General features: G+C 35.0%; 22 protein-coding genes, 1 tRNA gene and 1 riboswitch. Of the genes, 12 read left to right on the top strand and 11 right to left on the bottom strand.

The window, feature by feature from the left end; translation table 11 throughout:
- Positions 1–6 precede the first annotated feature (6 nt).
- Positions 7–684, bottom strand: coding sequence for an SCO family protein (locus ACZ5CF_RS02080; protein WP_464580053.1), 678 nt, complete (start codon positions 682–684; stop codon positions 7–9).
- Positions 685–859: 175 nt separating this feature from the next.
- Between ACZ5CF_RS02080 and rseP the strand changes: the two genes are divergently transcribed.
- Together rseP and ACZ5CF_RS02070 are read left to right on the top strand one after the other, a co-directional pair.
- The gene (gene rseP, locus ACZ5CF_RS02075) at positions 860–2,215 is read left to right on the top strand and encodes an RIP metalloprotease RseP (protein WP_464580052.1); all 1,356 of its coding nucleotides are present in this window, start codon (positions 860–862) and stop codon (positions 2,213–2,215) included.
- A 71-nt stretch (positions 2,216–2,286) separates the two neighbouring features.
- Positions 2,287–2,360: transfer RNA gene (locus ACZ5CF_RS02070), tRNA-Asn, on the top strand.
- 54 nt (positions 2,361–2,414) lie between these two features.
- Here ACZ5CF_RS02070 and ACZ5CF_RS02065 read toward each other — a convergent pair.
- On the bottom strand, positions 2,415–2,855 hold the full coding sequence (locus tag ACZ5CF_RS02065; RefSeq protein ID WP_464580050.1) for a hypothetical protein: 441 nt from the start codon (positions 2,853–2,855) through the stop codon (positions 2,415–2,417).
- A 58-nt stretch (positions 2,856–2,913) separates the two neighbouring features.
- A riboswitch (SAM-I-IV-variant riboswitch) is annotated at positions 2,914–3,009 on the bottom strand.
- 106 nt (positions 3,010–3,115) lie between these two features.
- Here ACZ5CF_RS02065 and ACZ5CF_RS02060 point away from each other — a divergent pair.
- The 3 genes from ACZ5CF_RS02060 to ACZ5CF_RS02050 all read left to right on the top strand — a co-directional run bounded on the left by ACZ5CF_RS02060 (position 3,116) and on the right by ACZ5CF_RS02050 (position 6,099).
- Positions 3,116–3,748, top strand: coding sequence for a Crp/Fnr family transcriptional regulator (locus tag ACZ5CF_RS02060; protein WP_464580049.1), 633 nt, complete (start codon positions 3,116–3,118; stop codon positions 3,746–3,748).
- A 73-nt stretch (positions 3,749–3,821) separates the two neighbouring features.
- Positions 3,822–4,613, top strand: coding sequence for a sulfite exporter TauE/SafE family protein (locus tag ACZ5CF_RS02055; protein ID WP_464580048.1), 792 nt, complete (start codon positions 3,822–3,824; stop codon positions 4,611–4,613).
- A gap of 73 nt (positions 4,614–4,686) precedes the next feature.
- Positions 4,687–6,099 (top strand): MBL fold metallo-hydrolase, encoded by a 1,413-nt coding sequence (locus ACZ5CF_RS02050; protein WP_464580046.1) that lies wholly within the window; start codon positions 4,687–4,689, stop codon positions 6,097–6,099.
- A 77-nt stretch (positions 6,100–6,176) separates the two neighbouring features.
- On the opposite strand, the gene ACZ5CF_RS02045 is transcribed toward ACZ5CF_RS02050, so the two are convergent.
- Entirely contained in the window at positions 6,177–7,130 is a 954-nt protein-coding gene (locus ACZ5CF_RS02045; RefSeq protein WP_464580045.1) for an L-threonine 3-dehydrogenase, read from the bottom strand.
- A gap of 103 nt (positions 7,131–7,233) precedes the next feature.
- On the opposite strand from ACZ5CF_RS02045, the gene ACZ5CF_RS02040 reads away from it, so the two are divergent.
- From ACZ5CF_RS02040 to ACZ5CF_RS02020, 5 genes are all read left to right on the top strand, one after another.
- Positions 7,234–7,755 carry a hypothetical protein gene (locus tag ACZ5CF_RS02040; RefSeq protein ID WP_464580043.1) on the top strand — a complete coding sequence of 174 codons (522 nt, stop codon included), beginning with the start codon at positions 7,234–7,236 and terminating at the stop codon, positions 7,753–7,755.
- Positions 7,748–8,254, top strand: a complete 507-nt coding sequence (locus ACZ5CF_RS02035; RefSeq protein ID WP_464580042.1) for a nuclear transport factor 2 family protein — start codon at positions 7,748–7,750, stop codon at positions 8,252–8,254. The genes ACZ5CF_RS02040 and ACZ5CF_RS02035 overlap by 8 nt, the downstream gene beginning before the upstream one ends.
- An 89-nt stretch (positions 8,255–8,343) precedes the next feature.
- Positions 8,344–12,570: a VPS10 domain-containing protein gene (locus ACZ5CF_RS02030; RefSeq protein WP_464580041.1), complete on the top strand. Its 4,227-nt coding sequence runs from the start codon at positions 8,344–8,346 to the stop codon at positions 12,568–12,570.
- Between the two features lie 4 nt (positions 12,571–12,574).
- Positions 12,575–13,303, top strand: coding sequence for a hypothetical protein (locus ACZ5CF_RS02025; protein ID WP_464580039.1), 729 nt, complete (start codon positions 12,575–12,577; stop codon positions 13,301–13,303).
- Positions 13,304–13,408: 105 nt separating this feature from the next.
- Positions 13,409–15,478, top strand: coding sequence for a M13 family metallopeptidase (locus ACZ5CF_RS02020; protein ID WP_464580037.1), 2,070 nt, complete (start codon positions 13,409–13,411; stop codon positions 15,476–15,478).
- A 48-nt stretch (positions 15,479–15,526) separates the two neighbouring features.
- On the opposite strand, the gene ACZ5CF_RS02015 is transcribed toward ACZ5CF_RS02020, so the two are convergent.
- Together ACZ5CF_RS02015 and ACZ5CF_RS02010 are read right to left on the bottom strand one after the other, a co-directional pair.
- Entirely contained in the window at positions 15,527–16,225 is a 699-nt protein-coding gene (locus tag ACZ5CF_RS02015) for a hypothetical protein (RefSeq protein WP_464580036.1), read from the bottom strand.
- A gap of 72 nt (positions 16,226–16,297) precedes the next feature.
- On the bottom strand, positions 16,298–18,586 hold the full coding sequence (locus tag ACZ5CF_RS02010; RefSeq protein WP_464580035.1) for a M20/M25/M40 family metallo-hydrolase: 2,289 nt from the start codon (positions 18,584–18,586) through the stop codon (positions 16,298–16,300).
- 114 nt (positions 18,587–18,700) lie between these two features.
- Between ACZ5CF_RS02010 and ACZ5CF_RS02005 the strand changes: the two genes are divergently transcribed.
- Positions 18,701–19,171, top strand: coding sequence for a CBS domain-containing protein (locus ACZ5CF_RS02005; RefSeq protein WP_464580034.1), 471 nt, complete (start codon positions 18,701–18,703; stop codon positions 19,169–19,171).
- On the opposite strand, the gene ACZ5CF_RS02000 is transcribed toward ACZ5CF_RS02005, so the two are convergent.
- From ACZ5CF_RS02000 to ACZ5CF_RS01985, 4 genes are all read right to left on the bottom strand, one after another.
- Complete coding sequence (locus tag ACZ5CF_RS02000; RefSeq protein ID WP_464580033.1) at positions 19,172–19,519, bottom strand: hypothetical protein; 348 nt, start codon at positions 19,517–19,519, stop codon at positions 19,172–19,174. It abuts the gene before it with no gap.
- Between the two features lie 209 nt (positions 19,520–19,728).
- Positions 19,729–20,571, bottom strand: coding sequence for an NgoPII family restriction endonuclease (locus ACZ5CF_RS01995; RefSeq protein WP_464580031.1), 843 nt, complete (start codon positions 20,569–20,571; stop codon positions 19,729–19,731).
- The gene (locus ACZ5CF_RS01990; RefSeq protein ID WP_464580029.1) at positions 20,568–21,599 is read right to left on the bottom strand and encodes a DNA cytosine methyltransferase; all 1,032 of its coding nucleotides are present in this window, start codon (positions 21,597–21,599) and stop codon (positions 20,568–20,570) included. The genes ACZ5CF_RS01995 and ACZ5CF_RS01990 overlap by 4 nt, the downstream gene beginning before the upstream one ends.
- Positions 21,600–21,709: 110 nt before the next feature.
- Complete coding sequence (locus ACZ5CF_RS01985) at positions 21,710–21,910, bottom strand: helix-turn-helix domain-containing protein (protein WP_464580028.1); 201 nt, start codon at positions 21,908–21,910, stop codon at positions 21,710–21,712.
- A gap of 325 nt (positions 21,911–22,235) precedes the next feature.
- Between ACZ5CF_RS01985 and ACZ5CF_RS01980 the strand changes: the two genes are divergently transcribed.
- Complete coding sequence (locus ACZ5CF_RS01980) at positions 22,236–22,568, top strand: single-stranded DNA-binding protein (RefSeq protein WP_464580026.1); 333 nt, start codon at positions 22,236–22,238, stop codon at positions 22,566–22,568.
- A 124-nt stretch (positions 22,569–22,692) separates the two neighbouring features.
- Here ACZ5CF_RS01980 and ACZ5CF_RS01975 read toward each other — a convergent pair whose 3' ends face one another.
- Together ACZ5CF_RS01975 and ACZ5CF_RS01970 are read right to left on the bottom strand one after the other, a co-directional pair.
- Positions 22,693–23,781 carry an acyltransferase family protein gene (locus ACZ5CF_RS01975; protein WP_464580025.1) on the bottom strand — a complete coding sequence of 363 codons (1,089 nt, stop codon included), beginning with the start codon at positions 23,779–23,781 and terminating at the stop codon, positions 22,693–22,695.
- Positions 23,782–23,785: 4 nt separating this feature from the next.
- On the bottom strand, positions 23,786–25,597 hold the full coding sequence (locus ACZ5CF_RS01970) for a sodium:solute symporter family protein (RefSeq protein WP_464580024.1): 1,812 nt from the start codon (positions 25,595–25,597) through the stop codon (positions 23,786–23,788).
- Positions 25,598–25,600 lie beyond the last annotated feature (3 nt).

Here is a 25,600-nt window from a genome sequence, read left to right as displayed (position 1 = left end):
CTGTTGTTACGGGTTTTTATATTCTTGTTTTAAAATTTTTAAATCAGACAGCAGGCGCTCAATATCTTCGGTATTGGTACCGTCATAAAAACCTCTTATTCGTCTTTTTTTATCAACTAACACAAAATTTTCGGTATGTATCATATCATACGGACCTCCATCACCATCATCTTTAGCGACTAAATACGATTTTCTTGCTAAGTTGTAAATATGTTTTTTGTTTCCGGTAACCAAATTCCATTTTGCATCTATAACACCCTTTTCTAAAGCATATTTTTTTAATTGAGCAACAGAATCTATTTCTGGTGTTACCGTGTGCGATAAGAGTAATACTTCATCATCATTTTTAATAGCCTCTTGTATAATTACCATATTGTCTGTCATAATTGGGCAAATGGTTGGGCATGTGGTAAAGAAAAAATCGGCTATATAAATTTTGTCTTTGTAATTTTCTTGTGTTATGGTATCTCCGTTTTGGTTTACAAGAGTAAAGTTGCCAATGGTATGGTACTTTTTTACATGTTGTAAAGTGCTATCTACCAATTCACTATTTACCATAGCAGGTTGGTAAATAGGTAGTTTAGGTTTAGGCTTTAGTGCATTATAAAAAAGGGTAATTATTATGCTGGAAAGCACTAAAAGAGTAATACCTAAATATTTAAATTTGCTAAAAAACTGAAGCATATTAAATTTTTGCGCAAAGGTAGTGTATGTGTGTTATTTATGGTAATTTATTTATGCCAAACACCTGCTAAAACTTTCTTAAAAACAGGTTCAGAATAGTGTGTAACTTTTTTTACAACTATTAAAAATGTACTTTTGTGCGGTTTACAAAGTAAGTTAGAATACAAAATATTATATGAGCCCGTTTATAATTAAAGCACTACAACTTTTATTAAGTTTATCACTACTAATTGTTCTACATGAGTTAGGACACTTTATTCCTGCCAAGATATTTAAAACTCGTGTAGAGAAGTTTTTCTTGTTTTTTGATGTAAAGTTTGCACTGTTTAAAAAGAAAATTGGCGAAACAGTTTATGGTATAGGATGGTTGCCATTAGGGGGTTATGTTAAAATTTCCGGAATGATTGATGAGAGTATGGATACCGAGCAAATGAAACAAGAACCACAACCGTGGGAATTTAGAAGCAAGCCCGCATGGCAACGACTCATTATAATGTTAGGAGGGGTAACGGTTAACTTTATATTGGCTATTGTTATTTATATTGGATTAGCCTACGCTTATGGAGAACAATACTTACCAATGAAAAGCCTCAAAGATGGTGTATGGGTTACCCAGCCGGAAATGGGTGAACTTATTGGAGTAAAAACCGGCGATAAAATAATAGCTGTAGATGGTGAAGAAGTTGTAAACTATAATGATTTAGCAGCAAAAATAGTAAACGGTAACTCACTAACTATAGACCGTAATGGCGAAATAATAGAAAAACAAATGCCGGTAGATTTTATCTCTAAGCTTATAGAAAATAAAAACACCGGATTTTTTATATCGCCAAGAATTCCCTTTGTAGTTGCCGAGGTTCCTAAAGAATCGCATAACTATAAAGCCGGATTTAAATCAAAAGATCGCGTAATAAAAATAGGAAATACACCAGTAACCTATCATGACGAAGTTAAAGAGCTGGTAGAACGTTTAAAAGGGCAAGAGGTTAATTTTACAGTACGGCGTTACGAAGGAGATACGGTTACATTTCCGGTTAAAATTAATAACGAAGGAAAAATTGGAGTGCTAACGGGGATGTCGTTATCAGACTTAGAGCGAATGAAAGCCATAACCTTAGAGACAAAAGAATATTCGTTTTTAGAAGCAATCCCTGCCGGATTTAACAAAGGAAAAAAAATACTTAGTGGTTATGTGCAACAAATGAAAAAAATATTTAATCCGGAAACCGGAGCTTACAAAGGAGTTGGTGGTTTTGCAGCTATTGGTAATTTGTTTCCGGGAGAGTGGAACTGGGTTAGTTTTTGGCAAACAACAGCCTTTATATCGCTTATATTAGCATTTATGAACATATTGCCAATCCCTGCTTTAGATGGCGGTCATGTAATGTTTTTATTATACGAAATGGTTGTTGGTAAAAAGCCTAGCGATAAGTTTATGGAGTATGCACAAATGGCAGGGTTCTTTATTTTAATTGCATTGTTATTGTTTGCCAACGGAAATGATATTTATAGACTTTTATTTAAAGGATAAAAAAATTATTTTTTGTTTGCGATAAATCAAAAAACAGCTATATTTGCATCCGCAAAAAAGCAATAACATTTTCCTCCTTAGCTCAGTTGGTTAGAGCATCTGACTGTTAATCAGAGGGTCGCTGGTTCGAGCCCAGCAGGGGGAGCAAAATAAAAGCCTGGTAATTACCGGGCTTTTTTGTTTTAATTATCTTAATAATTTAATCTTCTATATAATGATCAGCATTTATTGCAAGTGTGTTGTTGTTTTGATCAATTAAGGTACCACCCCGGGGGATTGAAGAATTCTCTTTAAATTTTCCATTCTCATAATATATAGCTCGGTTTTTACCTAAAACTAAACAAAGCTGAGGGTCATTATTTGTCTTAGATTTAATTTTACTAATTACATTTTTTGTAGCCTCAAGAAGTCTGTCATGTAGTAAAGAAATTTGAGTGGCTTTATCCTTTTTTAAAATATCTTCAGAAACATTAGTAATATGTGTTCCTGGGAATAAAGCCAGATTTTCTACTTTTTCTTCTTTAATAAAGTGAATTGGTATTTGCATATAAATACCATGATGAACCCTAACAATAATGTAAGGAAATTGGCCGTAGCCAGGGTTAGAAATAGTTTTGCTAAATGAATCATTAGACATCATAATACAAATTATTTTTAGTTAAAATTTAATTTATTTGTATCCCGAAAAAGCAATAGGAAAATTACGTTTGTTTTGACTAGTAAAGCCCGTATTGTTTTACCACCGTGGTGACTACACTCGGTTGGTTCCCATTAAAGGGATCAGAATACAATACTAATATAAGATTTAAATTGTAAAAACTAAATTATATTAAAAAACACAAAGCAAACTTTTAATATCCATAGTACTCTTGTATTTTTACACAGAGTAAATCAGCACAAATGCATCCGTTATTACAGCAAAACTTCGGATACCTTTTTCAAGACAAATTATTACAAGAAATCAGTAAAGTTGGCTATCTAAAAAAACTTGATGCTAACGAGGTTGTTTTAGACATTGGTAATTCGGTTTCAAATATTCCTTTAGTTTTAGAAGGTGCCATTAAAGTGCTTCGGGAAGATACTGATGGCAACGAGTTGTTACTTTATTTTGTAGAGAAAGGAGACACCTGTGCTATGACATTAAGTTGTTGTTGGGGCACGGCTAAAAGCAAAATAAGAGCCATTACAGAAACCACTACACAATTGTACATGATTCCGGTTTCTTATTTAGAACAATGGATGGAGCAATATCCAAGCTGGCGAAACTTTATTTTAGAAAGTTACCACACCAGAATGATGGAGCTTATAGAAACTGTAGATGCTTTAGCATTTTTAAGAATGGATGAACGTTTGTTAAAATACCTTCAAGATAAAGCTAAAGTTTTAGGAACCCCTGTTTTACAAACAACGCATCAAGACATTGCTTTTGATATGCACACCTCAAGAGTGGTTATTTCAAGACTATTAAAAAAATTAGAAACCGAGCAAAAAATAAAAATGACCAGAAATAGTATTGAGGTTTTGCACCTGTAAATAGAATAGTGTAACAAATGTTACGCCAATAGGTGTTTAAGCACGTACCTTTGTAAAAAACAGTTTCCTACACATGGATTTTAATCATTTTATAGGTTATGCAGGAGCCATTATAATTGGTGTTGTCTTAGGATTAATTGGCGGAGGAGGCTCAATTTTAACAGTACCTTTACTAGTGTACCTGTTGGGCTACAACCCGGTAGTTGCAACAGCATATTCATTATTTGTAGTTGGCTCATCTGCTTCGGTAGGGGTTATTCAAAAGCATAAAAAAAAGCTGGTTGATTTTAAAACCGGATTGGCATTTTCATTTCCATCATTTCTTGCCGTTTATGTTTCCAGAAGATTTTTAGTTCCCAATATTCCAGACCAAATAGTAAGCATTGCATCGTTTAGTCTGACTAAAAACATGGCAATCATGGTGTTTTTTGCCATAGTAATGTTTATGGCAGCTTACTCTATGATTAAAAATAAAAAAGAAGTACAGACACCTGTAAAACCACAAGCGTATTATAAAACTTTTATACAAGGTGTTGTAATTGGGCTTATAACCGGTTTAATAGGTGCAGGAGGTGGTTTTTTGTATGTTCCGGCATTAGTGCTTTGGGCAGGATTACCCATGAAAAAGGCCGTAGGAACATCGCTTGTAATTGTAGCAATAAACTCATTGATTGGGTTTGCCGGCGATTTGCAAACCCTTACCATTGAGTGGATGTTTTTGCTACTTTTCTCTGCACTTACAATAATAGGAATTTTAATAGGAGGATATTTATCAAAATATATAAGTAATAAAAAACTAAAAAAAGGATTTGGTTGGTTCATACTGGTTATGGCCATATATATATTTTGGAAAGAACTTGTGTAGCAATTATGTGACTTTTGTCACATAGTAAACAACAAACATATCGTATTTTTGAAGTATTAAAATAAGATTGATTATGAAAGTAGAACAAATTTATACAGGATGCTTAGCTCAAGGAGCTTACTATATAGAAAGTAATGGCGAAGCTGCCATAATAGATCCCTTAAGAGAGGTGCAACCATATTTAGATAAAGCAGTTCAAAATAATGCAACAATAAAATACATTTTTGAAACTCATTTTCATGCAGATTTTGTGAGTGGCCACCTTACTTTATCTAAAGCTACGGGAGCGCCAATTGTTTATGGCCCACAAGCTAATCCGGCTTTTGATGCAATTATTGCAGAAGACGGACAAGAATTTAAACTTGGGAATGTTACCATTGTAGCTATACATACCCCGGGGCACACCTTAGAGAGTACAACATATTTGTTGCGAGACGAAAACGGTAAAGATCATGCTATTTTTAGTGGCGACACTTTGTTTTTAGGTGATGTTGGCAGACCGGATTTAGCACAAAAAGCTGCAAATATGACGCAAGAAGAGTTAGCCGGAATGTTGTATGATAGTTTGCGCGAAAAAATCATGCCGTTAGCAGACGATGTAATTGTATATCCGGCGCACGGAGCAGGTTCTGCATGTGGTAAAAACATGATGAAAGAAACAGTAGACACCTTAGGAAACCAAAAAAAGGTAAACTACGCACTAAGAGCCGATATGACCAAAGAGGAATTTATTAAGGAAGTAACCGATGGATTATTACCGCCACCTCAATATTTCCCGCTTAATGTTAAAATGAATAGAGAGGGCTATGATGATATAGACGAGGTGTTACAACGTGGTACCAGACCTCTTTCTCCGGATGCTTTTGAAGCTGCTGCCAACGAAACTGGAGCTCTAATATTAGATGTGCGTCATCAAAAAGAGTTTGTAAAAGGACACATACCAAGATCTATATTCATAGGATTAGACGGTAATTTTGCACCCTGGGTTGGAGCTTTAATTAAAGATGTAAAACAACCTATATTATTAGTAGTCCCTGAAGGCAGAGAAGAAGAAGCCGTTACGCGTTTATCTCGTGTAGGTTTTGATAATACTTTAGGCTATTTAGAAGGAGGTTTTGAAGCATGGAAATCTTCCGGAAAAGAAATAGATACTTTACAATCAATATCTGCCGAGGAGTTTAAAAAGCATTTAGAAAACAATGTTCCTGTTTTTGATGTAAGAAAAGATGGAGAGTTTGCTTCTTCGCATATTGCAAATGCTCATCATACTCCGCTAGATTTTATTAACGATTATATAAGTGAGTTTCCAACAAACAAAACCTTTTATGTGCATTGTGCAGGGGGCTACCGTTCTGTTATAGCAGCATCAATCCTTAAAAGCAGAGGAATACACAATATTGTTGATGTTGCCGGGGGCTTTAAAGCAATAAAAGAGGCAAATATTCCTGTAACCGATGAGGTTTGCCCTACTTCGTTAAAGAAGTAATAAGGGTAATACAGTTTTCATACAAAAAAACGACTCTGATTTTTCAGAGTCGTTTTTTATATATAATTAATAGTAATTTATATTACAGCTTTATCTTTTAAATGCGCTAACATTGTTTTAGTCATTTCTTCCAGAGAAAATGTAGGTTTCCAATTCCAATCTTCTTTAGCTTGAGAATCGTCAATACTTTCAGGCCAAGAATCTGCAATCTCTTGTCTAAAATCGGGTTTGTAACTTATATTAAAGGAAGGGATGTGTTTTTTAATACTACTGGCTATTTCTTGTGGAGTAAAACTTAAAGCCCCTACATTGTATGAAGATCGTATTGTTATATTTTTTTCCGGCACCTCCATTAAATTTATAGTGGCATTAATGGCATCGTCCATATACATCATTGGAAGCTTCGTGTCTTCACGTAAAAAACACTCATAATTTCCTTTAGATATAGCATCGTAATATATAGCAACAGCATAATCTGTAGTGCCACCACCCGGAGGGGTTTTCCAGCTTATTAAACCTGGGTAGCGTAAGCTTCTAACATCTACGCCATATTTAGAATGATAGTATTCGCACCAGCGCTCACCTGCCAATTTACTTATACCGTAAACAGTTGTAGGTTCTGTTATGGTTACTTGAGGAGTGTTTTGCTTTGGCGTTGTTGGGCCAAAAACTGCAATAGAGCTGGGCCAAAAAACCTTTTTTATAAGTTTTTGTTTGGCTAAATCTAATACATTTAAAAGCGATGTCATGTTAAGATGCCATGCTAATTCCGGCTTTTTCTCGGCAGTTGCAGAAAGCATGGCAGCCATTAAATATACATCGGTTATGTTGTGTTTTTTTATACAATCTTGTATGGCTTCTTTATTAGTTGCGTCTAATATTTCAAAAGGTCCGGAATGCATTAGCTCATCAGACCCGGTTCTAATATCTGATGCAATTACAGCATCAACACCATATTTTTCTCTAAGCTTAATGGTTAATTCAGAGCCAATTTGCCCACAAGCACCTAGAATTAAAACAGCAGTTTTCATGGTCGCAAAAATAACAAAAAGAACCCTCAATTAAGGTTATGAACATCATATTTTAAAGATTACCTTTGAAAAGGCAAAAAACAAAAAGTTGTATTTTCGGAACATGATTGGCAAAAAACATTTTTTAGCACTGCTTTTAATTTTTTTAATTGTTTTAGGATGCAAAGAAAATAATCCGAAACCTTTAGATTATTCTCCTAAAGAATCTCAAGAATCACAAACTGTCGCACAGCTACCTACTATCGTTAAGATGTCTTCAGAAGTAGAAGCAGAAATAGCTAAATGGGATTCATATAAAGAATTCGAAAAAAGTTTTGTTACACTTACTCGTAAAAATAAAAAGGAAGAGTTAAAGCTTTTAGTAGATGAGCTCATAGAAAAAGAAAAAAACATTAATAAAGACAGTATTCCGGAACCCTTAAACGATGCCAGAATTAAAAGCAGGTTAAAGGTGCTTGAAACCTATTTGTTAGAAACAAAAGCAAAACTTTCTGAAGCACAAGTTGCAGAGAATACTATAACAAACCAAAAAGCAAAACTATTGCTGGCTTTTAATGCATTACGCAATCAGTTTACAGAGGTACTAACCAACAATATTTCCGAAACTTTATTAGACGATGAATAAAATTTTAATAACAACACTAACACTCCTAAGTGTACAGTTCTTTTTTGCTCAAAACCCTGAAGAAAAGCAAATTCACACTGTTTTAAATAATTGGCATAAAGCTGCTGCAGATGCAAACTTTTCGGAGTATTTTGGTTACATGGCACCAAAAGCCGTTTTTATTGGAACTGATGCTACTGAAAATTGGGATTTACAGTCTTTTAAAGCATTTTCAAAACCTTATTTTGATAGAGGAAAAGCATGGAGTTTTACCTGTATAGAGAGAAATATTTATATAGATGAAACAGCTAAAATTGCTTGGTTTGATGAGTTGTTAGACACTCAAATGGAAATTTGTAGGGGCTCTGGGGTACTAAAAAAAATTAACGGAAAGTGGAAGATAGTTCACTATGTTCTTTCTATAGCTATACCTAATGAGTTTGTTAAAGAAATTGTTGCTTTAAAAAAAGAAAAAGACAGTGTTTTAAAGTCTTCTATAGTTAAAAAACAAAAAAAATAGTTTTTTAACGAGTTTAACAAATTTATCATATTGAAAATCAAACCAAAAACTAAAATTATTTTATATTAACGCTCGTTAAAAAGAATTTCATGAAACGTTATTACATCTTACCATTACTATTAACTACTCTTTTTAGTTTTTCTGTTTCAGCACAGTTTAATAAACTGGCTCCCGGTTTAGAAAAATTAGAGAAAGAAAACCAAAAAGGAATTACTACAAAAAGTGGTGAAAAATGGTATTCTTTATATGATATTTCTAATGCATTTGAAGCTCATTTTAAAAACAAAGATATTTCTAAAAAAGGAGCTGGTTATAAACCTTTTAAACGTTGGGAGTCTTTCTGGAAACATTTTGTTGATGAGAATGGATACTTGCCAACACCCCACGAGTTATGGAAAACCTGGGAAAATAAAAATAGTAGTGTTTTAGCCAAAAACCCAACAGCAAACTGGCAGCCATTAGGACCCTTTTCGCATATTGCCGAAGGAGGCAGGCTTCCCGGTCAAGGCAGGGTTAATGTAATTGCTGTAGACCCCAATAATGCTAACACTTGGTATGTTGGTGCTCCGGCAGGAGGTATCTGGAAATCTACAGATGCAGGCAATACATGGACACCATTAACAGATGAGCTTCCTCAAATAGGAGTTTCGGGGATTGCTATAGACCCAAATGACTCTGACATTATTTATATAGCTACCGGAGATGATGATGCAGGCGATTCTTTTAGTGTAGGAGTATTTAAATCTACAGATGGAGGGCAAACTTGGAGCCCTACAGGATTAAGCCCAAGTAATAGCCCAACTTCAATGAACGAAATTTATATAGATCCTAATAACTCTAACACACTTTGGGTTGCTACTAATAATGGGGTGTATAAAACTACAGATGCCGGAATAAATTGGACTCAAAAGCTTTCAGGAAACATTAAAGATCTTAAATTAAAACCAGGCGATAGCAATGTAATATATGCTGTTACAAATAACAGATACTACAAATCTACAGACGCCGGAGAGACGTTTCAGGAAATTTCCGAAGGACTACCAGCTTCATCAGGTCGTTTTGTGTTAGAAGTTACACCGGCCAATCCTGAATACGTTTATATTTTAAGTGCTAAAACAAGTGCTAACGATTACGAGTTTAATGGAGTATATAAATCTACAGATTCAGGAGAAACCTTTACAGAAACAAATGAATCAAGTAATATTTTAGAGAGCAATCAAGCTTGGTTTGATTTAGCCATGGCAGTATCACCTACTAATGCAGATGAGATTTATGTTGGGTGTTTAAATATATGGAAATCGGTTGATGGAGGGGATAACTTTACTAAGCTTAACAACTGGAATGTTTTTGATCAGGCTTATACCCATGCCGATATTCATATGCTTAGATTTTTTAACGGAATTTTGTTTTGCGGTAGTGATGGTGGGGTTTACACCTCTACAGATGGAGGTCAATCATTTACAGATCATACAGAAGGGTTGGCTATTAGTCAGTTTTATCGCATTACTGTAGCCCCTAAAGATGCTTCTAAAATTATTGGAGGGCTTCAAGATAATGGCGGTCACTCTTACAGAAATAACCAATGGCGCACATACCATGGTGGAGATGGAATGGATAACGTAATAAACCCTAATGATGATGCTTTAATTTATGGGTTTACCCAATATGGAGGTTCGCTAAACATATCTGCTAATGGAGGTCAAACCCTGGTCGCATCAATACAAGCGCCTAATAATGGTAATTTACAAGGAGACTGGATTACACCTTTGTCTATTGATAAAAACGGAGAAATTTATGCAGCTTATAATGCACTGTATAAATTAGCAGGAAACTCTTGGCAAAGTGTATCAAATTTGTTTGGTGGGGGGAATGCTACAGATTTAGAGATAGATCCAATAGATCCAACAGTTATGTATGTTGCTGTAGACGATAAATTAAAAAAATCTACAGATAGTGGAGCTACATTTACAGACGTTTATACATTCCCATCAAATATAAATTCCATAGAGGTAAATAATACTGACAATAATATAATTTATGTAACCACAGCACAACAAGGTAATAGAGGTGTTTTCAAATCAGAAGATGGTGGGGCTACTTTTACTAATATTACTTACAACTTACCAACAGATCAGCCTTATTTTATAGTAGTACATCAAGGGCGTCATTCTTTAAACCCTATTTATGTTGGAACTAATATAGGCGTTTACAGATTAGATGACAGTTTAACCGAGTGGGAAGAATATTATGCCGGATTGCCTAATTCTCCGGTTAGAGATTTAGATATAAGTTTAGAGCAAGGTATAATTACAGCAGCAACTTATGGTAGAGGAGTTTGGCAATCTCCAATTCCGGTAGAGCTTCCCGACAATGAAATACGCTTAGTTTCAATAGATAATCCTTCTAAAAATCAAGTTGTTTGTGGAGATGTTGCGGTTCAAATCACCATAGAAAATCAAGGGCAAAACCCAATCACATCTGCAGATATAGAATATATAGTAAACGGTACTACCAACAATTTTACTTGGACCGGTAATTTAGCATCGTCAGAAACTACAACCGTTACATTACCGTCTTTTTCTCAAGCTGTAGGGCTGGTTGATTTAGAAGTTACTGCAACAATAACAAATGACACTTATTCAGATAATAACACCATACAAACTTCATTTTATGTTAACGAAGTAGGTAATACGGGAGAGCTTAACACATTTGAGTCTGCTTCTGATGAATTATTGGTTTACAATGAAGATGGAACAACCCCAGCTGAGTGGCAAAGAGGTGTTCCAACGGGAACTCTTTTAAATCAGACAGCATCCGGTACACAAGTTTACGGCACCAATTTAGCAGGAGACCATAACAACATGGTTAAGAGCTATATAGTAACCAAATGTTATGATTTTTCTACAGTATTAAGTCCGGTTCTTAAATTTAAAATGGCGTATGAGCTCGAAGAAAACTGGGATGTAGTATATGTAGAATATTCTACCGATGGCACTACATGGAATTTATTAGGTACTGTAAATAGCCAACCTAATTGGTACACAAGTGATAGAACCAGTGCAACTACAGGAAATGACTGTTTTAATTGCCCCGGAGGGCAATGGACAGGTACTAATGCAACAATGACCGAGTATGCTTATGATTTTACACTTAATGCTATTAACGGTGAAACCGATTTAAGAGGTGAAACCAATATAATGTTCAGAATTGTGTTTCATTCAGACCAGGCAGTTGTTGAAGAAGGTGCTGTAGTAGACGATTTAATTATTGAAGGATTTCAAGATGATGAAGATGATGATAATGATGGTGTTTTAGATGTAAATGATAACTGTCCGCTTGTGGCTAATGCAGACCAAACCGACACAGATTCTGATGGTATGGGCGATGCTTGCGATACAGACGATGATAATGATGGCGTATTAGATGCAGAAGATAACTGCCCATTAGTAGCCAATCCGGGGCAAGAAGATGTAGATGGAGATGGAATTGGAGATGTTTGTGATGATGATAATGATAATGATGGAGTGCCAGATAGTGTAGATCAATGTTTAGGAACTCCACCAAATACTGTAGTAGATGTTACAGGCTGCGAAGTATTTTCACTTCCAGCAGATAATTTCTCTATAAAAACAATATCAGAAACATGTATATCGTCAAATAACGGAGCAATTGAAATTACTGCACAACAATCATACAACTATACTGCAACATTAACGGGCAATGGTATAAATAGCGCTCAATCATTTACAAGTGAAACCTCGTTTTCAGACCTAACGTCAGGTACTTACGAGCTTTGTATAACACTTGCCGAAGAACCGGAATATGAGCAATGTTTTACGGTTACAGTAGCAGAGCCAGAACCGTTATCTGTTTATGCGAGAGTTCAAGATAATGGCAAAAAAGTATCAATAAATTTATCAGGTAGCTCGGTTTATTATATTGAGCTTAATGATAAACTGTTCTCTACAACAGAAAGTTCTATAACACTAAACCTTGAAGCGCCGATAAATACATTAAAAGTTACTACAGACAAAGCTTGTCAAGGAACTTATATTGAAACTATTGTAGTATCAGACCAAGTATTAATCTATCCTAATCCGTTTACAGAAAATACCATTAATGTAGTATTAGGGCAGGTAAACGAAAATGTTACAGTTTCATTATATTCGTATGCAGGAAGACGCGTATTTACCAAAACTTATAAACCGGATAATGGTAAAATAGTGTTGCATCCACAAAACTTACAAAGCGGAGCTTACATTTTAACCATAAAAACCAACCAAAAACAATTAAGCTATAAAGTAATTAAAAGATAACCCCATGAATACAAAAAAAGCACTAACAACAGTATATTTTTTAGCTCTCTTAGTATTCGCTTCATGTGGCGGAAGCGGAGGAGGCGGAGGTGATGACGGACCAGGGCCAACACCAGACCCCGATCCGCCAGCTGCTGCTACACTGGTTTTTCCTGAAAAAGATAAAGAGTGTACAGAAGGGACTGTGATATCAGATACACAAAGTGAAGTTACTTTTAGATGGAATGAGTCTGCTAATACAGATAACTATACTTTAAAAATAAAAAACTTATTAAACGGTAGCACAAGTACATATAATACTAGCGCTACAGAATATGCAGCTACTATTTTACGTGGTACGCCGTATTCTTGGAGTGTAGAGTCTAAAGCAAACGGGGTTTCTCAAACAGCAGAAAGTGAAACCTGGAAGTTTTATAATGCCGGAGAAGGAATAGAAAATTACGCTCCGTATCCGGCCGAAGTTCAAAGTCCTGCTATGGGAGAAAATATTACTGTTTCGGGTGGTGAAGTTACACTATCTTGGACTGGTAGTGATTTAGATGGAGATTTAATTAATTATGATGTGTATTTTGATACCGTTACACCTCCTGTAAACCTTGAAGCAACAGCTGTAACCGAGGCATCGTTAACTGTATCTGTTTCCTCTGATACAGTTTATTATTGGCAGGTTGTGAGTAGGGATGCCGAAGGAAACACGTCGCTATCAGAAGTCTTTGAGTTTAAAGTAAACTAATTATAAATCTAGATTACCCAAAAAAATGTTAACGAATTGCAAACTGCTCTTTATGAGCAGTTTTTTTGTTTTAAATTGCATTGAAACTAAGTAATTAACCACAAAATGAAAAAGAACTTTACAAAAACGCTTTTTGTAGTTGCTTTAGCAGGAGCAACAATATCATCTTGCAAAAAAGAAGCTGCAACAGCCAAACAAGATGCAGAGCCGGGTATTAACCTTGCCTACATGGATACATCTGTTAGACCTCAAGACGACTTCTTCAGGTATGTAAACGGTGCTTGGTTAGACTCAACAGAGATTCCTGCAGACAGGACTCGTTGGGGAAGTTTTGATGCGCTTAGAAAGAAAACAGACTCTGACGCACTGGCTATTTTAAACGAAGCTTTAAACGATCCTAATTTAGACCCAAATTCAGATGAGGCTAAAGCGGTGTATTTATATCAAACAATTATGGATATAGAAAACCGCAACAAAATGGGTGTAGCGCCTATTAAACCCTATCTAGAGAAAATAAACGCCATAGAAAACAAAGCGCAATTAGAGCAATTTTTAATTGAAACAGAACCTTACGGAATTTCTGCCTTTTTTGGTGTAGGTGTTAGAGCTGATGCTAAAGACAGTAACAAAAATGTTGCTTTTTTAGGCCCCGGAGCTTTAGGCTTACCAGATAGAGATTATTATGTGGCAGACGATGAAGATTCTAAAGAAAAAAGAGAAAAGTACAAGGCGCATATTGCAAGAATGCTTCAGTTTATAGATTACAATGAAGAGGAAGCACAGAAAGAGGCAGAAAGAATTTTAGCATTCGAAATTATGCTTGCAGAGCCTAGAATGGATAAGGTTGAGCGTAGAGACCCTAGTAAACGTTATAATCCAACAGCTGTTTCAGATTTAAAAACCATGGTGTTTGCAGTTAATTGGGATAATTATTTGCAAGGCCTTGGTATGGCACAGGTAGATACCATTGTTGTAACAGACCCCGGGTATTTTAAATCACTTCAAACGGTTCTTTCAAAAAACAATATAGAAGACTGGAAATCATATTTGCGCTGGACAGTACTTAACAATGCAGCCAATATGCTTTCTGAAGAAATTGAGCAAGCCAATTGGGAATTTTACAGTAAAACGTTGCGTGGAGCAAAAGAACAACGCCCAAGAGAAGAGCGTGCTCTACAAACTATAAATTGGACAATTGGCGAGGCACTGGGTAAATTATATGTAGATAAAAAATTCCCGCCGGAAGCCAAAGCACAGATGGAAGAAATGGTAGCCAATCTAATAAAAGCCTATGAAGCCAGAATTAATGCTTTAGATTGGATGGATGAGGCAACCAAACAAAAAGCTATAGAGAAACTTAAAAAAACGCAAGTTAAGGTTGGTTATCCGGATAAATGGAAAGATTACTCTAACCTAGAGATAAAAAGTGTTGAAGAAGGGGGCTCATATTTACAAAATATGATGAACGCCTCTAAATGGAATTTTGATGAAAACATAGCAAAGTTAGATAAGCCGGTAGATAAGTCTGAGTGGTTTATGGCGCCTCAGATTGTAAATGCATATTACAACCCTTCGTATAATGAGATTGTTTTCCCTGCAGCTATTTTACAACCTCCGTTCTTCAATTTTAATGCAGATGCAGCTGTAAATTATGGTGGAATCGGTTCGGTTATAGGGCATGAAATCTCGCATGGTTTTGATGATAGCGGAGCTGATTTTGATGCTGATGGTAACTTGGTAAATTGGTGGACAGATAAAGATCTTGAGCAATTTAACAGATTAGGCGATTCATTAGCAGCACAGTACAGCGAGATAGAAGTATTACCGGGAGTTTTTATAAACGGTAAATTTACCTTAGGAGAAAATATTGGAGATTTAGGTGGAGTTAATGCTGCTTATGATGCTTTACAGATTCACTTAAAAGAACATGGTAATCCCGGCAAAATAGACGGGTTTACACCAGAGCAACGTTTCTTTATGAGCTGGGCTACCGTTTGGAGAACCAAAATGAGAGACGAAGCTTTAAAGAACAGAATAAAAACCGATCCGCATTCTCCGGGGATGTACAGAGCAATACAACCGTTAAAAAATATTGATGCTTTTTACGAAGCATTTAATGTAAAAGAAGGAGATGGTATGTACTTACCACCCGAAAAACGAATTAAAATTTGGTAACAAAAAAGGCGCTTAAAAAGCGCCTTTTTTTAATATAAAACCGGAGTTCTAATTTTTATTTCCTTCAGGATTATTTTTTCTATTTTCTAAAGCTTGCTTTGCCGTAACAGCCATTTTAAAATTTGGAGCCATAGTAATAGCTTCATCTAAAGTTGCAATAGCAGCATCTAAATTTGTGTTGTCTTTAGATAGCTGTACAATTGCTTTTAAATAGGTAAAAGCAGCTTTTAAAGAAACCTCATAAGGCGGTTGGCTTTCATAAAAGGCATACTTCATATCATCTTTTACATTAGTCAAACCATATTCAACACTTTTATTAGCACCGTCTGTATCACCAATTTGTAGTTGTAAATCGGCCATTGTGTAGGCAGTGTATGGGTTAGGGTTTCTAGAAAACAAAAGCTCGTAATGCTCTAAAGCAAGTTTGGGCTGGTTAAGCTCTTTTAATGAAACCGCTTTGGTTTCTACTGCTAAATCAGAATCTGCTGTGTTTTTATTAATTCCTATAGTATTAAGTGCCTGCATATACCTTCCGGCATTAGCGTATAAATAAGCCAAGGTGTCTTTTCTGGCTTGAGAAGGGTTTAAAATATTTAAATTAGTTAATGCATTTATAACACCTTGCATATCGCCTTGCTGCTTCATTTGCTTATAAAAAGCTTCGTAATGCTGCTGTAATTGCTGGTTGTTTTGCGCAAAACTACTTGCTGCAAAACATACTGTAATAACTAAAAGTAATCGTTTCATGTAGTAATAATTTATTCGGGCTTAAAACTATTAAAATTATTTGTTTATACTCTTAAATACTTCCTAAACAATTTAATTAAATAGTAATGTTTTCTGAATAGCAATTGCATCGTTTAACACAAAAGGCATTGGTGTTGTATTTTCAGGCCTTTCAGGGATACTAAATTGCGGGTGCGAAAGTAAATTATAAGAAGCTTCAAATAAGGTAATATTTACAGGCGTATTTGGTGAAACCGCCAACGTAACTTCGGTGTAAGCATTATCACTTATATGATGTGTAAATATACGTTTAGTTGTATTTATTCTATCAATATATTTTGGAGAAAACACAACACCATTAACTTTGGCAGATAAAACTTCTACTTCATTATTAATAAACAGTTCTAATCGGTTTACATCGCGTTGTGGAGTAATACAAAACTGTAGTAGCCTGTTGTTACCCACTGTGGTATCTTTTATAATTTCTATGTAAGGCTCTTGTATACTTTTTACCGGTGCAGGAGCAGTTTTAGTAAATCCGGTACCGTACTTACTGGTTAATGTGGTTTTTTGTAAAGCATTTTCCTTAATAGAGTCCGGAATGTAATTGCCTGTCCAATCATCAATTACCCTATCGTATGTTGCCCAATAAGCTTTTTGGTTATCGGCATCTAAAACATACAATAAACTGTTTGGTTTTGGAGTATTTACAGTTGGAGTTGCTTTAAAATGAGCTATAAGCAATAAAAGTAGTGTTATAGCAAATGCTAATCCGGAGAGTTGTTTTTTAATGTTGTAAAAAGAAAAAATGCCAACTAGCAACCCAAACAACAATGTGGTAAGTAATGTTGCTGCAATCATCATTTTAAGTCCTAATCCCACCGGAAACATTTGTATAAATGGCGGAAAAATCCACAATGCCGGAACAGACAATACAACCAACACTAAAAGGTTAGGTTTTTTATCGTTCAATAAAATCCAAAGTACTGCCAGAGCTCCGTAAACCGGAATTATAAAAAAGCTGGCACCTTTTAAGTAAACAGCAATAGCTGTGCAAAGAAACAACCAGATTGTAATAGGTGCAACCATACTGGCTTGAGCGCTTAGCTTATTAAATTTATGGTATGCAAAAAAGCAAACAGCCAGCGTAAGTGCTACAAAGGCTGCAATGTAATAATGACCGTTATAAGGGAACCCTTGTAAAATATCATGGTACTGAGGATAAATAAGTAATAGAACGTTCCAGGCAAAAAAGCCAATTAATCCAGCAACAATAAGCGTTATAAAAAACGGAATGAAACTTTTAGCAATATCGCTAACACTAAGCACAGATTTTTTTAATCCGTAACCAATTAATACTACAAAAACAAGTAGTCCCAAAAGTAGCATAGGCCAAATAAAACTATACGGGTACGAAACCAATTTAAAGGCAGGCACGTTAAAATAAACATAATCTGTAGTGGCAGAAAGCTCGGTTAAATTTGCATTACTAAAATGGTTTAGTGCCGGCATTAAATAGGTAGCTTGGTGTGCAAGAGAGGTGTGGTCTAATCGCTCGTATTTGTCTAATGCAGTATGATAATCAAAATGATCATCTATAAAAGCAAAATTAAAACCGTTAATGTTACCATCTTCTCTAAAAATAGTTAAATCGGTATCGTTGGGAAGCATTTTATAAATGCTATATGCCAAGGAGTTAGCCACCGGATACGGCACATTTGCATTATTAAATGCCTCAATAAGTTTGGCATTGCCCTGGTTGGTTTCTATAAGCATGTAACTGGGGCCACCGCTTCCTCGGGCTTCAAAATTTAATACTAAGCCAACATCGTTTATCCATGGGTGATTATTAACAAAAACTTGTGCACCATTTAACCCCAATTCTTCGGCATCTGTAAATACAACAATAATATCATTTTTATGAGTTGTGTTGTCTGCTATAAAAGCACGTAACCCTTCTAAAATAGTTGCCACGCCACTAGCAGCATCGCTTGCGCCTAAAGAAGCATGCGCTCTACTATCGTAATGAGAAAGCAGCAAAAGAGCCTTACCATTGCCCGTTCCTTTTTTTCGGGCTATTATATTAATGGCTTTACTAACATTACCCCAATCGCCACCGGTAAACCCTTCTTGTAGTGTTGGGTTTAATCCTAATTTTTTTAGTTCATTAACCAGATAATCTCTAACCTCACTATGAGCATCTGCCCCAACATAATGGGGTTTTTGAGCCATGTTTTTAACATGGGCTAAAGCATTATCTAACATAAAGCTGCTATTAGGAATGGTAAACGATGTGCTTTTTTGCGGATACAGCGCATAAAAACTCCAATATACCAATGCAATAATTACTAAGAAAGAGAGGGCTTGTGTGTATTTTTTCATGAGTTTTGGTTTTCTATATAAATGTATAAAAAGAAACAATACCAATATTTTATGTTGCGCTATTTGTTAAAAATGGCTAACTTTAAGTACTAACCACATTAAATTTTTACGATTATGGGTATAAAAAGTTTTCAAGGAGCACGAAAGAATGATCATAGTCGTCCAGTACATGAACCTATTTTAGTGTCTGATTATATGACGCGTAAGCTTATTACATTTAAACCGGAACAATCTATAGAAGAAGTTATAGAAACACTTATAAAAAACAGAATTTCGGGTGGGCCGGTTGTGAATGATAAGAATGAACTTGTAGGAATTATTTCTGAGGGAGACTGTATTAAACAAGTCTCGGAAAGCAGGTATTACAACATGCCTTTAGATAAAAACAACACGGTAGAAAAATGCATGGTTAAAAATGTAGAAACTATAGATGGCAACATGAATATTTTTGATGCAGCCAACAAGTTTTTAACCTCTAAAAGAAGGCGTTTTCCTATTGTAGAAAATGGTAAATTGGTAGGTCAAATTAGTCAGAAAGATATTTTAAAAGCAGCGCTACAATTAAAAGGGCAAAACTGGAAATAGCTATTCTTTTTTCACTAAAGCGTAGTAATCATTATCTAACGGTAAATAGCCTAAATCGTACACAAAATAATATATTTTACCGGCTTTGGTAGTATATACGGTTGTAATGTAATTAAAATCAAAACCACGTTGTAATAACTTATTGCGCGTGGTTTTTGCTTTGCCATCCGGGTTTAGCTCTTGTAAAATACGGTAGTTTTTACGCAACCGGTTGTTAATATTGCGTATTAGGTTTTTACTGTCTTTGTTTATGTTGTTGTTATAGGTGTTACGGCAATGGTCTGAGCAGAATTTTTTATCAATTCTGCCCATTAACTTCTCGCCGCATTCTAAGCATTTGCGTTGCATATTACATTGTTATAAAATTTATGATAACGAACACGGATATATGGATCAACAATATTTATTATTTGCTCTACAGTTTAATTTATTCATATTAATTTAGTTTGTGACTTTTTGCTCGTTAATGGTTGCCTTTAGTTTATTAACTTTGGTTGCCTTGAAAGTTCTTTGCAAACTCAATAGAGAGGTTTTTATGTGCTTAAACTTCACGTTAGCTAAACACATAATTTTATCAATTTACAATCCAATAAATTCGCAGGGTTATTCGGGTCTTTCACTCTTTTATCTTCAATACTAAAACCATCTTCCTTTATTCCTTCAATTTTTATTCTGCTACTCTCAGGGAAGCTGTTGTATTTTTCGTTAGGAATTATAGATATTAATTCAAACTCCTTGTCTGTTGGTTCATGTAGATAATTAAATACTTTTCTTGGATTTTCGATTTGCCACATACCTCTAATACGAAGATTAGTAATTCCTAAAGGATCTACTTGATTTACTCTTCCAAGTTCTCTTGTCTCAGAAAATACAACATCTGAAATATCTTTAATGCCCTCTGAAATGGTTTTTTTTATTCTTTGATATGTCTCGTGCTTAGCAGCATAAATACTACCATAAACCATCCATAGTGAACTTATATTTTCGTCGGAAGTGTGACCAACACAATAAATCAAATCTTTAATTGTCCAATCTTCACAAGACTTGCATTCACTTGTAATCATCGGGCTTGTATGTCTTAAATCAGCTTTTGGGTAACTGCTATTAAGAGCTAAACTACTATTTGCACTTTGAGTTTTCTTAACTTCAATTGCATCACCACCTTTAATCATAATATCTGGTGGATTGTTTTGTGAGCCTAACCAAGAAAACGTATTATTATAAATTTCTAATCGAGACAATTCATTATTTAATTGAAATGTATTAGCAAAGGCATCTTTAATATAATTTTCAAGAGCATCTCCCATACTGTTTGCTCTATTTCTTCCAGAATAAAAACTTCTAATTGCGAAGTTTTTATGATTTACTATATTACATATAGCCTCTAAAATGTTGGTCATACTGCTTCCGATATTGTTTTTCGTCTTTCTACTTTTTTAACTGTTCTTGTTTCTATCTGTGACTTGATACTTTCTGCTAAAAACTTTGCAAGGTTTACTGGAACTGCATTGCCAATCATTTTATATCCTACAGCTACTTTATCATAATAAAATATAAAACTATCGGGGAAAGTTTGAATTCTTGCACACTCTCGAACACTTAATCTTCGGTATAAGTGTTCTTTTCCTGGAACAAAAATTCTCTTATTCTGTTCTATAAATTTCATTTTTGGAGCCTGTGGATGAATTGGAGCATGCCGTCCACCTGCTTGAATTGTAAATGATTGTTCATCCCAACTTCTTACACGATTTCTTGACATAAAAATTGTTGAGAAGCTACCAATCATATATTCGTGATTTGGGATTTTGCAATTAACACCATTTGTCTTGTTTAACTCTAAAGCTGGCAGTGCAGTATCTCTCAAATCTCCAATTGCTTCTTCTAGTGTAATTTTTGGAAAAGTATTTTTTGGAAACTCATATTTAAATCCTAGATCTTTTCTTATCCCAATAAAAAACACACGTTTTCTGTCTTGGGGCACATTATAATCAGAAGCATTTAATAGTTGGAAAGACAATTCATACCCTGCATTTTTAAACATTTCTTTGATGTTTTGTAACGCTTCTTTATGTCTTGGCAAAAGCATACCGCTTACATTTTCAGCCAAAAAGAATTTGGGTTGTTTTGCTTCTAAAATTCGTATAAAGTCGAAGAAAAGTCTTCCCCTTTTATCATTAATACCTCTTAAAGCACCTGCTTCGCTCCAACTTTGACAAGGTGGTCCACCAATTATACCATCACAATTGGGAACCTCCTCTTCTTTTATATCGACAATACTTCTTTTGTCTAATATGGTATTCTTATGGTTTTTCTCATAAGTTTCCCAAATTTCTTTATCATATTCGTTTGCCCAAATAATATTAAATCCTGCTTGCTCAAACCCAAGGTCAAGTCCACCTGCCCCTGCAAAAAATGATACTATATTCATACGCTTTTTTCTTTTAAGGTTCTTCTGTATTCTGCTTTAGTTTCTACACTTTTCAAAAATTGTTTAGAGCAGTTGTATTTGTAAATTAGTTTTTCAAGCTGATCAGAAATTTATTCATTCTCTAGCTCTGGCAGATTTAAATTAAAAAATTTTGCTAATAGAGGCAATCGCTTTTTATCAAAGTCTCTTTTGCTATTCTCAATTTCACACAAGTTGGCACTATCTAAATTCAGCTTAGCAGCAAGTTGAGTAAGAGTCAATTCGTTTTTTGTTCTCAACCCCCTTAAATATTCCCTAAATATTGTTTCCATAAGACTTGTCAAATTTTGACAAAAAGATACCTTTTTTTCTCAAAATTTTGTGTGCTTTCTCTTAAAATTTGTAAACAAAGGAAAAGAGGACCTCTTTTTATTTTTAGACACGAATAAAATATAATATACAAGAATGTGTATAGATTTTACATCTTGTAAAAAGCGTCAAATATAAATAAAAAACTTCTTACAAACGACAACAAACATTTACAAACGAAAGTAACCGTTTATAAGTCGGATAGCTGCATTTTAGGGTCGCATATTTGTACTGTTGGTTGCCAAAAACCAATAGTATTAACTGTTTAACATTAAAAATTTAGTAAACATGAAAAATCTTAGAAACAAAGTACAGTTGATTGGAAATTTAGGAAACGATCCTGAAATTATTAATCTGGAAAGCGGCAAAAAATTGGCCAAATTTTCTATAGCCACTAACGAAAGCTATAAAAATGCGCAGGGCGAGCTTGTTAAAGATACCCAATGGCACAATATTGTAGCGTGGGGCAAAACAGCAGAAATTATAGAAAAGTATTTGCTTAAAGGTAATGAAGTTGCAATAGAGGGTAAACTTACTTCGCGTAGTTACGAAACCAAAGAAGGAGACAAGCGCTATGTTACCGAAATTGTGTGTAACGAGCTTTTAATGCTGGGTAAATAAGCTATAAAAAGCTACTAATGCGTGAGGTTGCGTAAATAAAGTAAGCCAAGGCTGCTTTAAGCGCAACCTCTTTTTTTATAAGCTACCCCCTAATTTGTTTAAAAACCATTGTACCTGAATAGACCTATACCTTAATAAAAATTCGTTTTTTATATAGCACGTAAGCTAAAGCTCCGTAAAAAGTCACAACAGCAATGGCATATAATAACGAGCTTAATTTATTGGGAAGCCAATTGTAGGTAAAAAGATTGTTGTATAATAAAGTGTGAATGCTAATACCATTTATTTTTACCAAATAAAATGTTTTAGCAATAAAACCCGATAAGAAAAACACCGTTATAGCATTCATTCCCATAGCAGTAAAAACATTACCTAACGGTATTTTTTTTACATCGGTTATATAATGAAGCAGCACTAAAAATAATGTTGCCCAACCGGCAGTAACCAACACAAAACTACTTGTCCAAAGTGCTTTATTAAGCGGGAAAACAAAACTCCACAAGTAACCAATAGCAAGCAATAATCCGGAAATTAGCAGTAAATCTTTTAATTTTTCTTGACTTTCCTGAACAATTTTTGGTCCGATTAAAACGCCAATCAAACAGGTTGCAATAGCCGGGAAAGTGCTTAAAATACCTTCGGGATCATAATCTGCTTTCCACATATGAGAGCCTAAAACATACCAATCTATATAATTTGCCCAATTGTTAGGAGCTCTCTCTAATGTTGGCATAGTGCCATCCGGGAGCGGAACAAAACTCATAAAAAGCCAATATCCTATTACAATAAATCCGGTTATAAGCAGTAACATTTTTCTGGTTACGTTTAAGTACAATACTGCCGAAACTAAAAACACAATACCAATACGTTGTAATACTCCCGGAAATCTAATGGCTTCAAAATCTTTAACAAAAGGAACGTAGGGTAAAAAAGCACTTAAAAACAGCCCTAAACCAATTAACTTTAATGCTCTTATTATTATTTTTTTATAAGTTTTAGCATTAGATTTTTTGTTTTTGTAGGCTAATGAGATAGAAATGCCTACTATGAATAAAAAGAACGGAAAAATTAAATCGGTTGGTGTTAAACCATGCCATGGTGCATGCAGTAGAGGAGCATAAACGTCAGACCAACTTCCAGGATTATTTACCAGTATCATGGCTGCAACTGTAATCCCTCTAAAAATATCTATAGATGCTATTCTGTTTTGCATAAAATTACAGTACGTTGGCTTTTATTTTTCGCCAGGTTTTAGTTAATAAAAAGCCCGAAATTGTTGCAGTTGCAGTTAAAATTAATGCCATTGTATAGTTACCGTAAATCCAATAGCCCGTTGCAAAAAGAGCACTGTAAATAAGCACACAACCTAAAAGCATTGCCACAATACCGGCCGGAACACCCCAGCTCTCGTTGGTTTCGGTTAGGGTAATATTGTCTTGTTGGGCTTGTTTTAAAACGGTTTTCCAGCCCGGACCTCCCGGCTGTATTTTTTTGTAAAAGGTATATAATACAGTGTTACTTTCCGGCTTAGTGAGTAATGTAACGGTAATCCAAATTATAGAAGTTAATAAAACAATAAGAGGAAATTTTAAATACGACGGGAAAATGCCTTCATCAGAAAATAGTGCATTACCAATATATTCTGTGTTAAATAAAATTGATATAATACCCGAAGCAAACATAGCCGAAATTTCGCTCCATGCATTTATACGCCACCAAAACCAGCGTAAAATAAATATGAGTCCGGTTCCGGCACCAAACATCAAAATAAAATCAAATAATTGTAACGCATTTTGAAGCATTAAAGCCAGCAACGCACTAAACACCATTAAAACAACAGTAGAGAGTCTACCAACAGCTACTAAGGTTTTTTGCGAGGCATTTTTATTGATTTGCTGTTTATAAAAGTCATTTACTATATACGAAGATCCCCAGTTTAAATGGGTAGAAATAGTGCTCATATAAGCTGCAGCTAAAGCTGCAAGCAACAGGCCTAATAATCCTGCAGGCAGTTTGGTAAGCATGGCAGAATAGGCTAAATCGTGCCCCAACTTATCGTCTGCAATATTTGGGAATGCCTCTTGAATACTGGCTATATCCGGAAAAACAACCAACGAAACCAGCGCAACAATAATCCAAGGCCAAGGACGCAAAGCATAATGCATAATGTTAAAGAAAAAGGTTGCGCCAATGGCATGATTTTCATCTTTAGCAGCCAACATACGCTGGGCTATATAACCTCCTCCACCGGGTTCTGCTCCCGGATACCATGAGCTCCACCATTGCACAGCTAACGGAATAATTAAAAGTGTAATTACAGCTTCTGTATTACTAAAATCAGGCAGAATAGAAAGTTTAGAGCTTACATTTTCATGAGAAAGCAATGCTTGCATACCTCCAACTTCGGGTAGATTAACTAAATAATAAGCAGCTGCAACAGAGCCCCCCATAGCAACAAAAAACAGTAAAAAATCGGTATACACTACTCCTTTAAATCCGCCAAGCGCACTAAAGGTAACGGTTACCAATCCTGCTATAACAACGGTTTGCCATGGTGCTAATCCTAACATAATTCCACCAATTTTAATGGCAGCCAACGTTACACCCGCCATGGCTAAAATGTTAAATAATATTCCTAAATAAACAGCTCTAAATCCTCTTAAAAATTTAGCGGGAGTACCACCGTATCGTAATTCGTAAAACTCTATATCTGTAGTAACTTTAGATTTTCTCCAGAGTTTAGCATACACAAAAACCGTTAAAAGCCCTGTAATTAAAAAAGCCCACCAGACCCAGTTGCCAGAAACACCATTTTTTCTAACAATATCTGTTACTAAATTAGGGGTATCTGTAGAAAATGTAGTGGCTACCATAGAGAGCCCTAACAACCACCATGGCATACTTCTGCCCGATAAAAAATATTCGGTTGTGTTTTTTCCGGATTTTCTTGAAACCCAAATACCTATAAATAAAGTGCAAGCAAAAAACAGTAAAATTAGAGCGTAATCTAAAGTAGTTAGTGTTACCATAAT

Source organism: Lutaonella thermophila, assembly GCF_055387725.1.
This window is presented reverse-complemented; position numbering and strand designations above follow the sequence as displayed.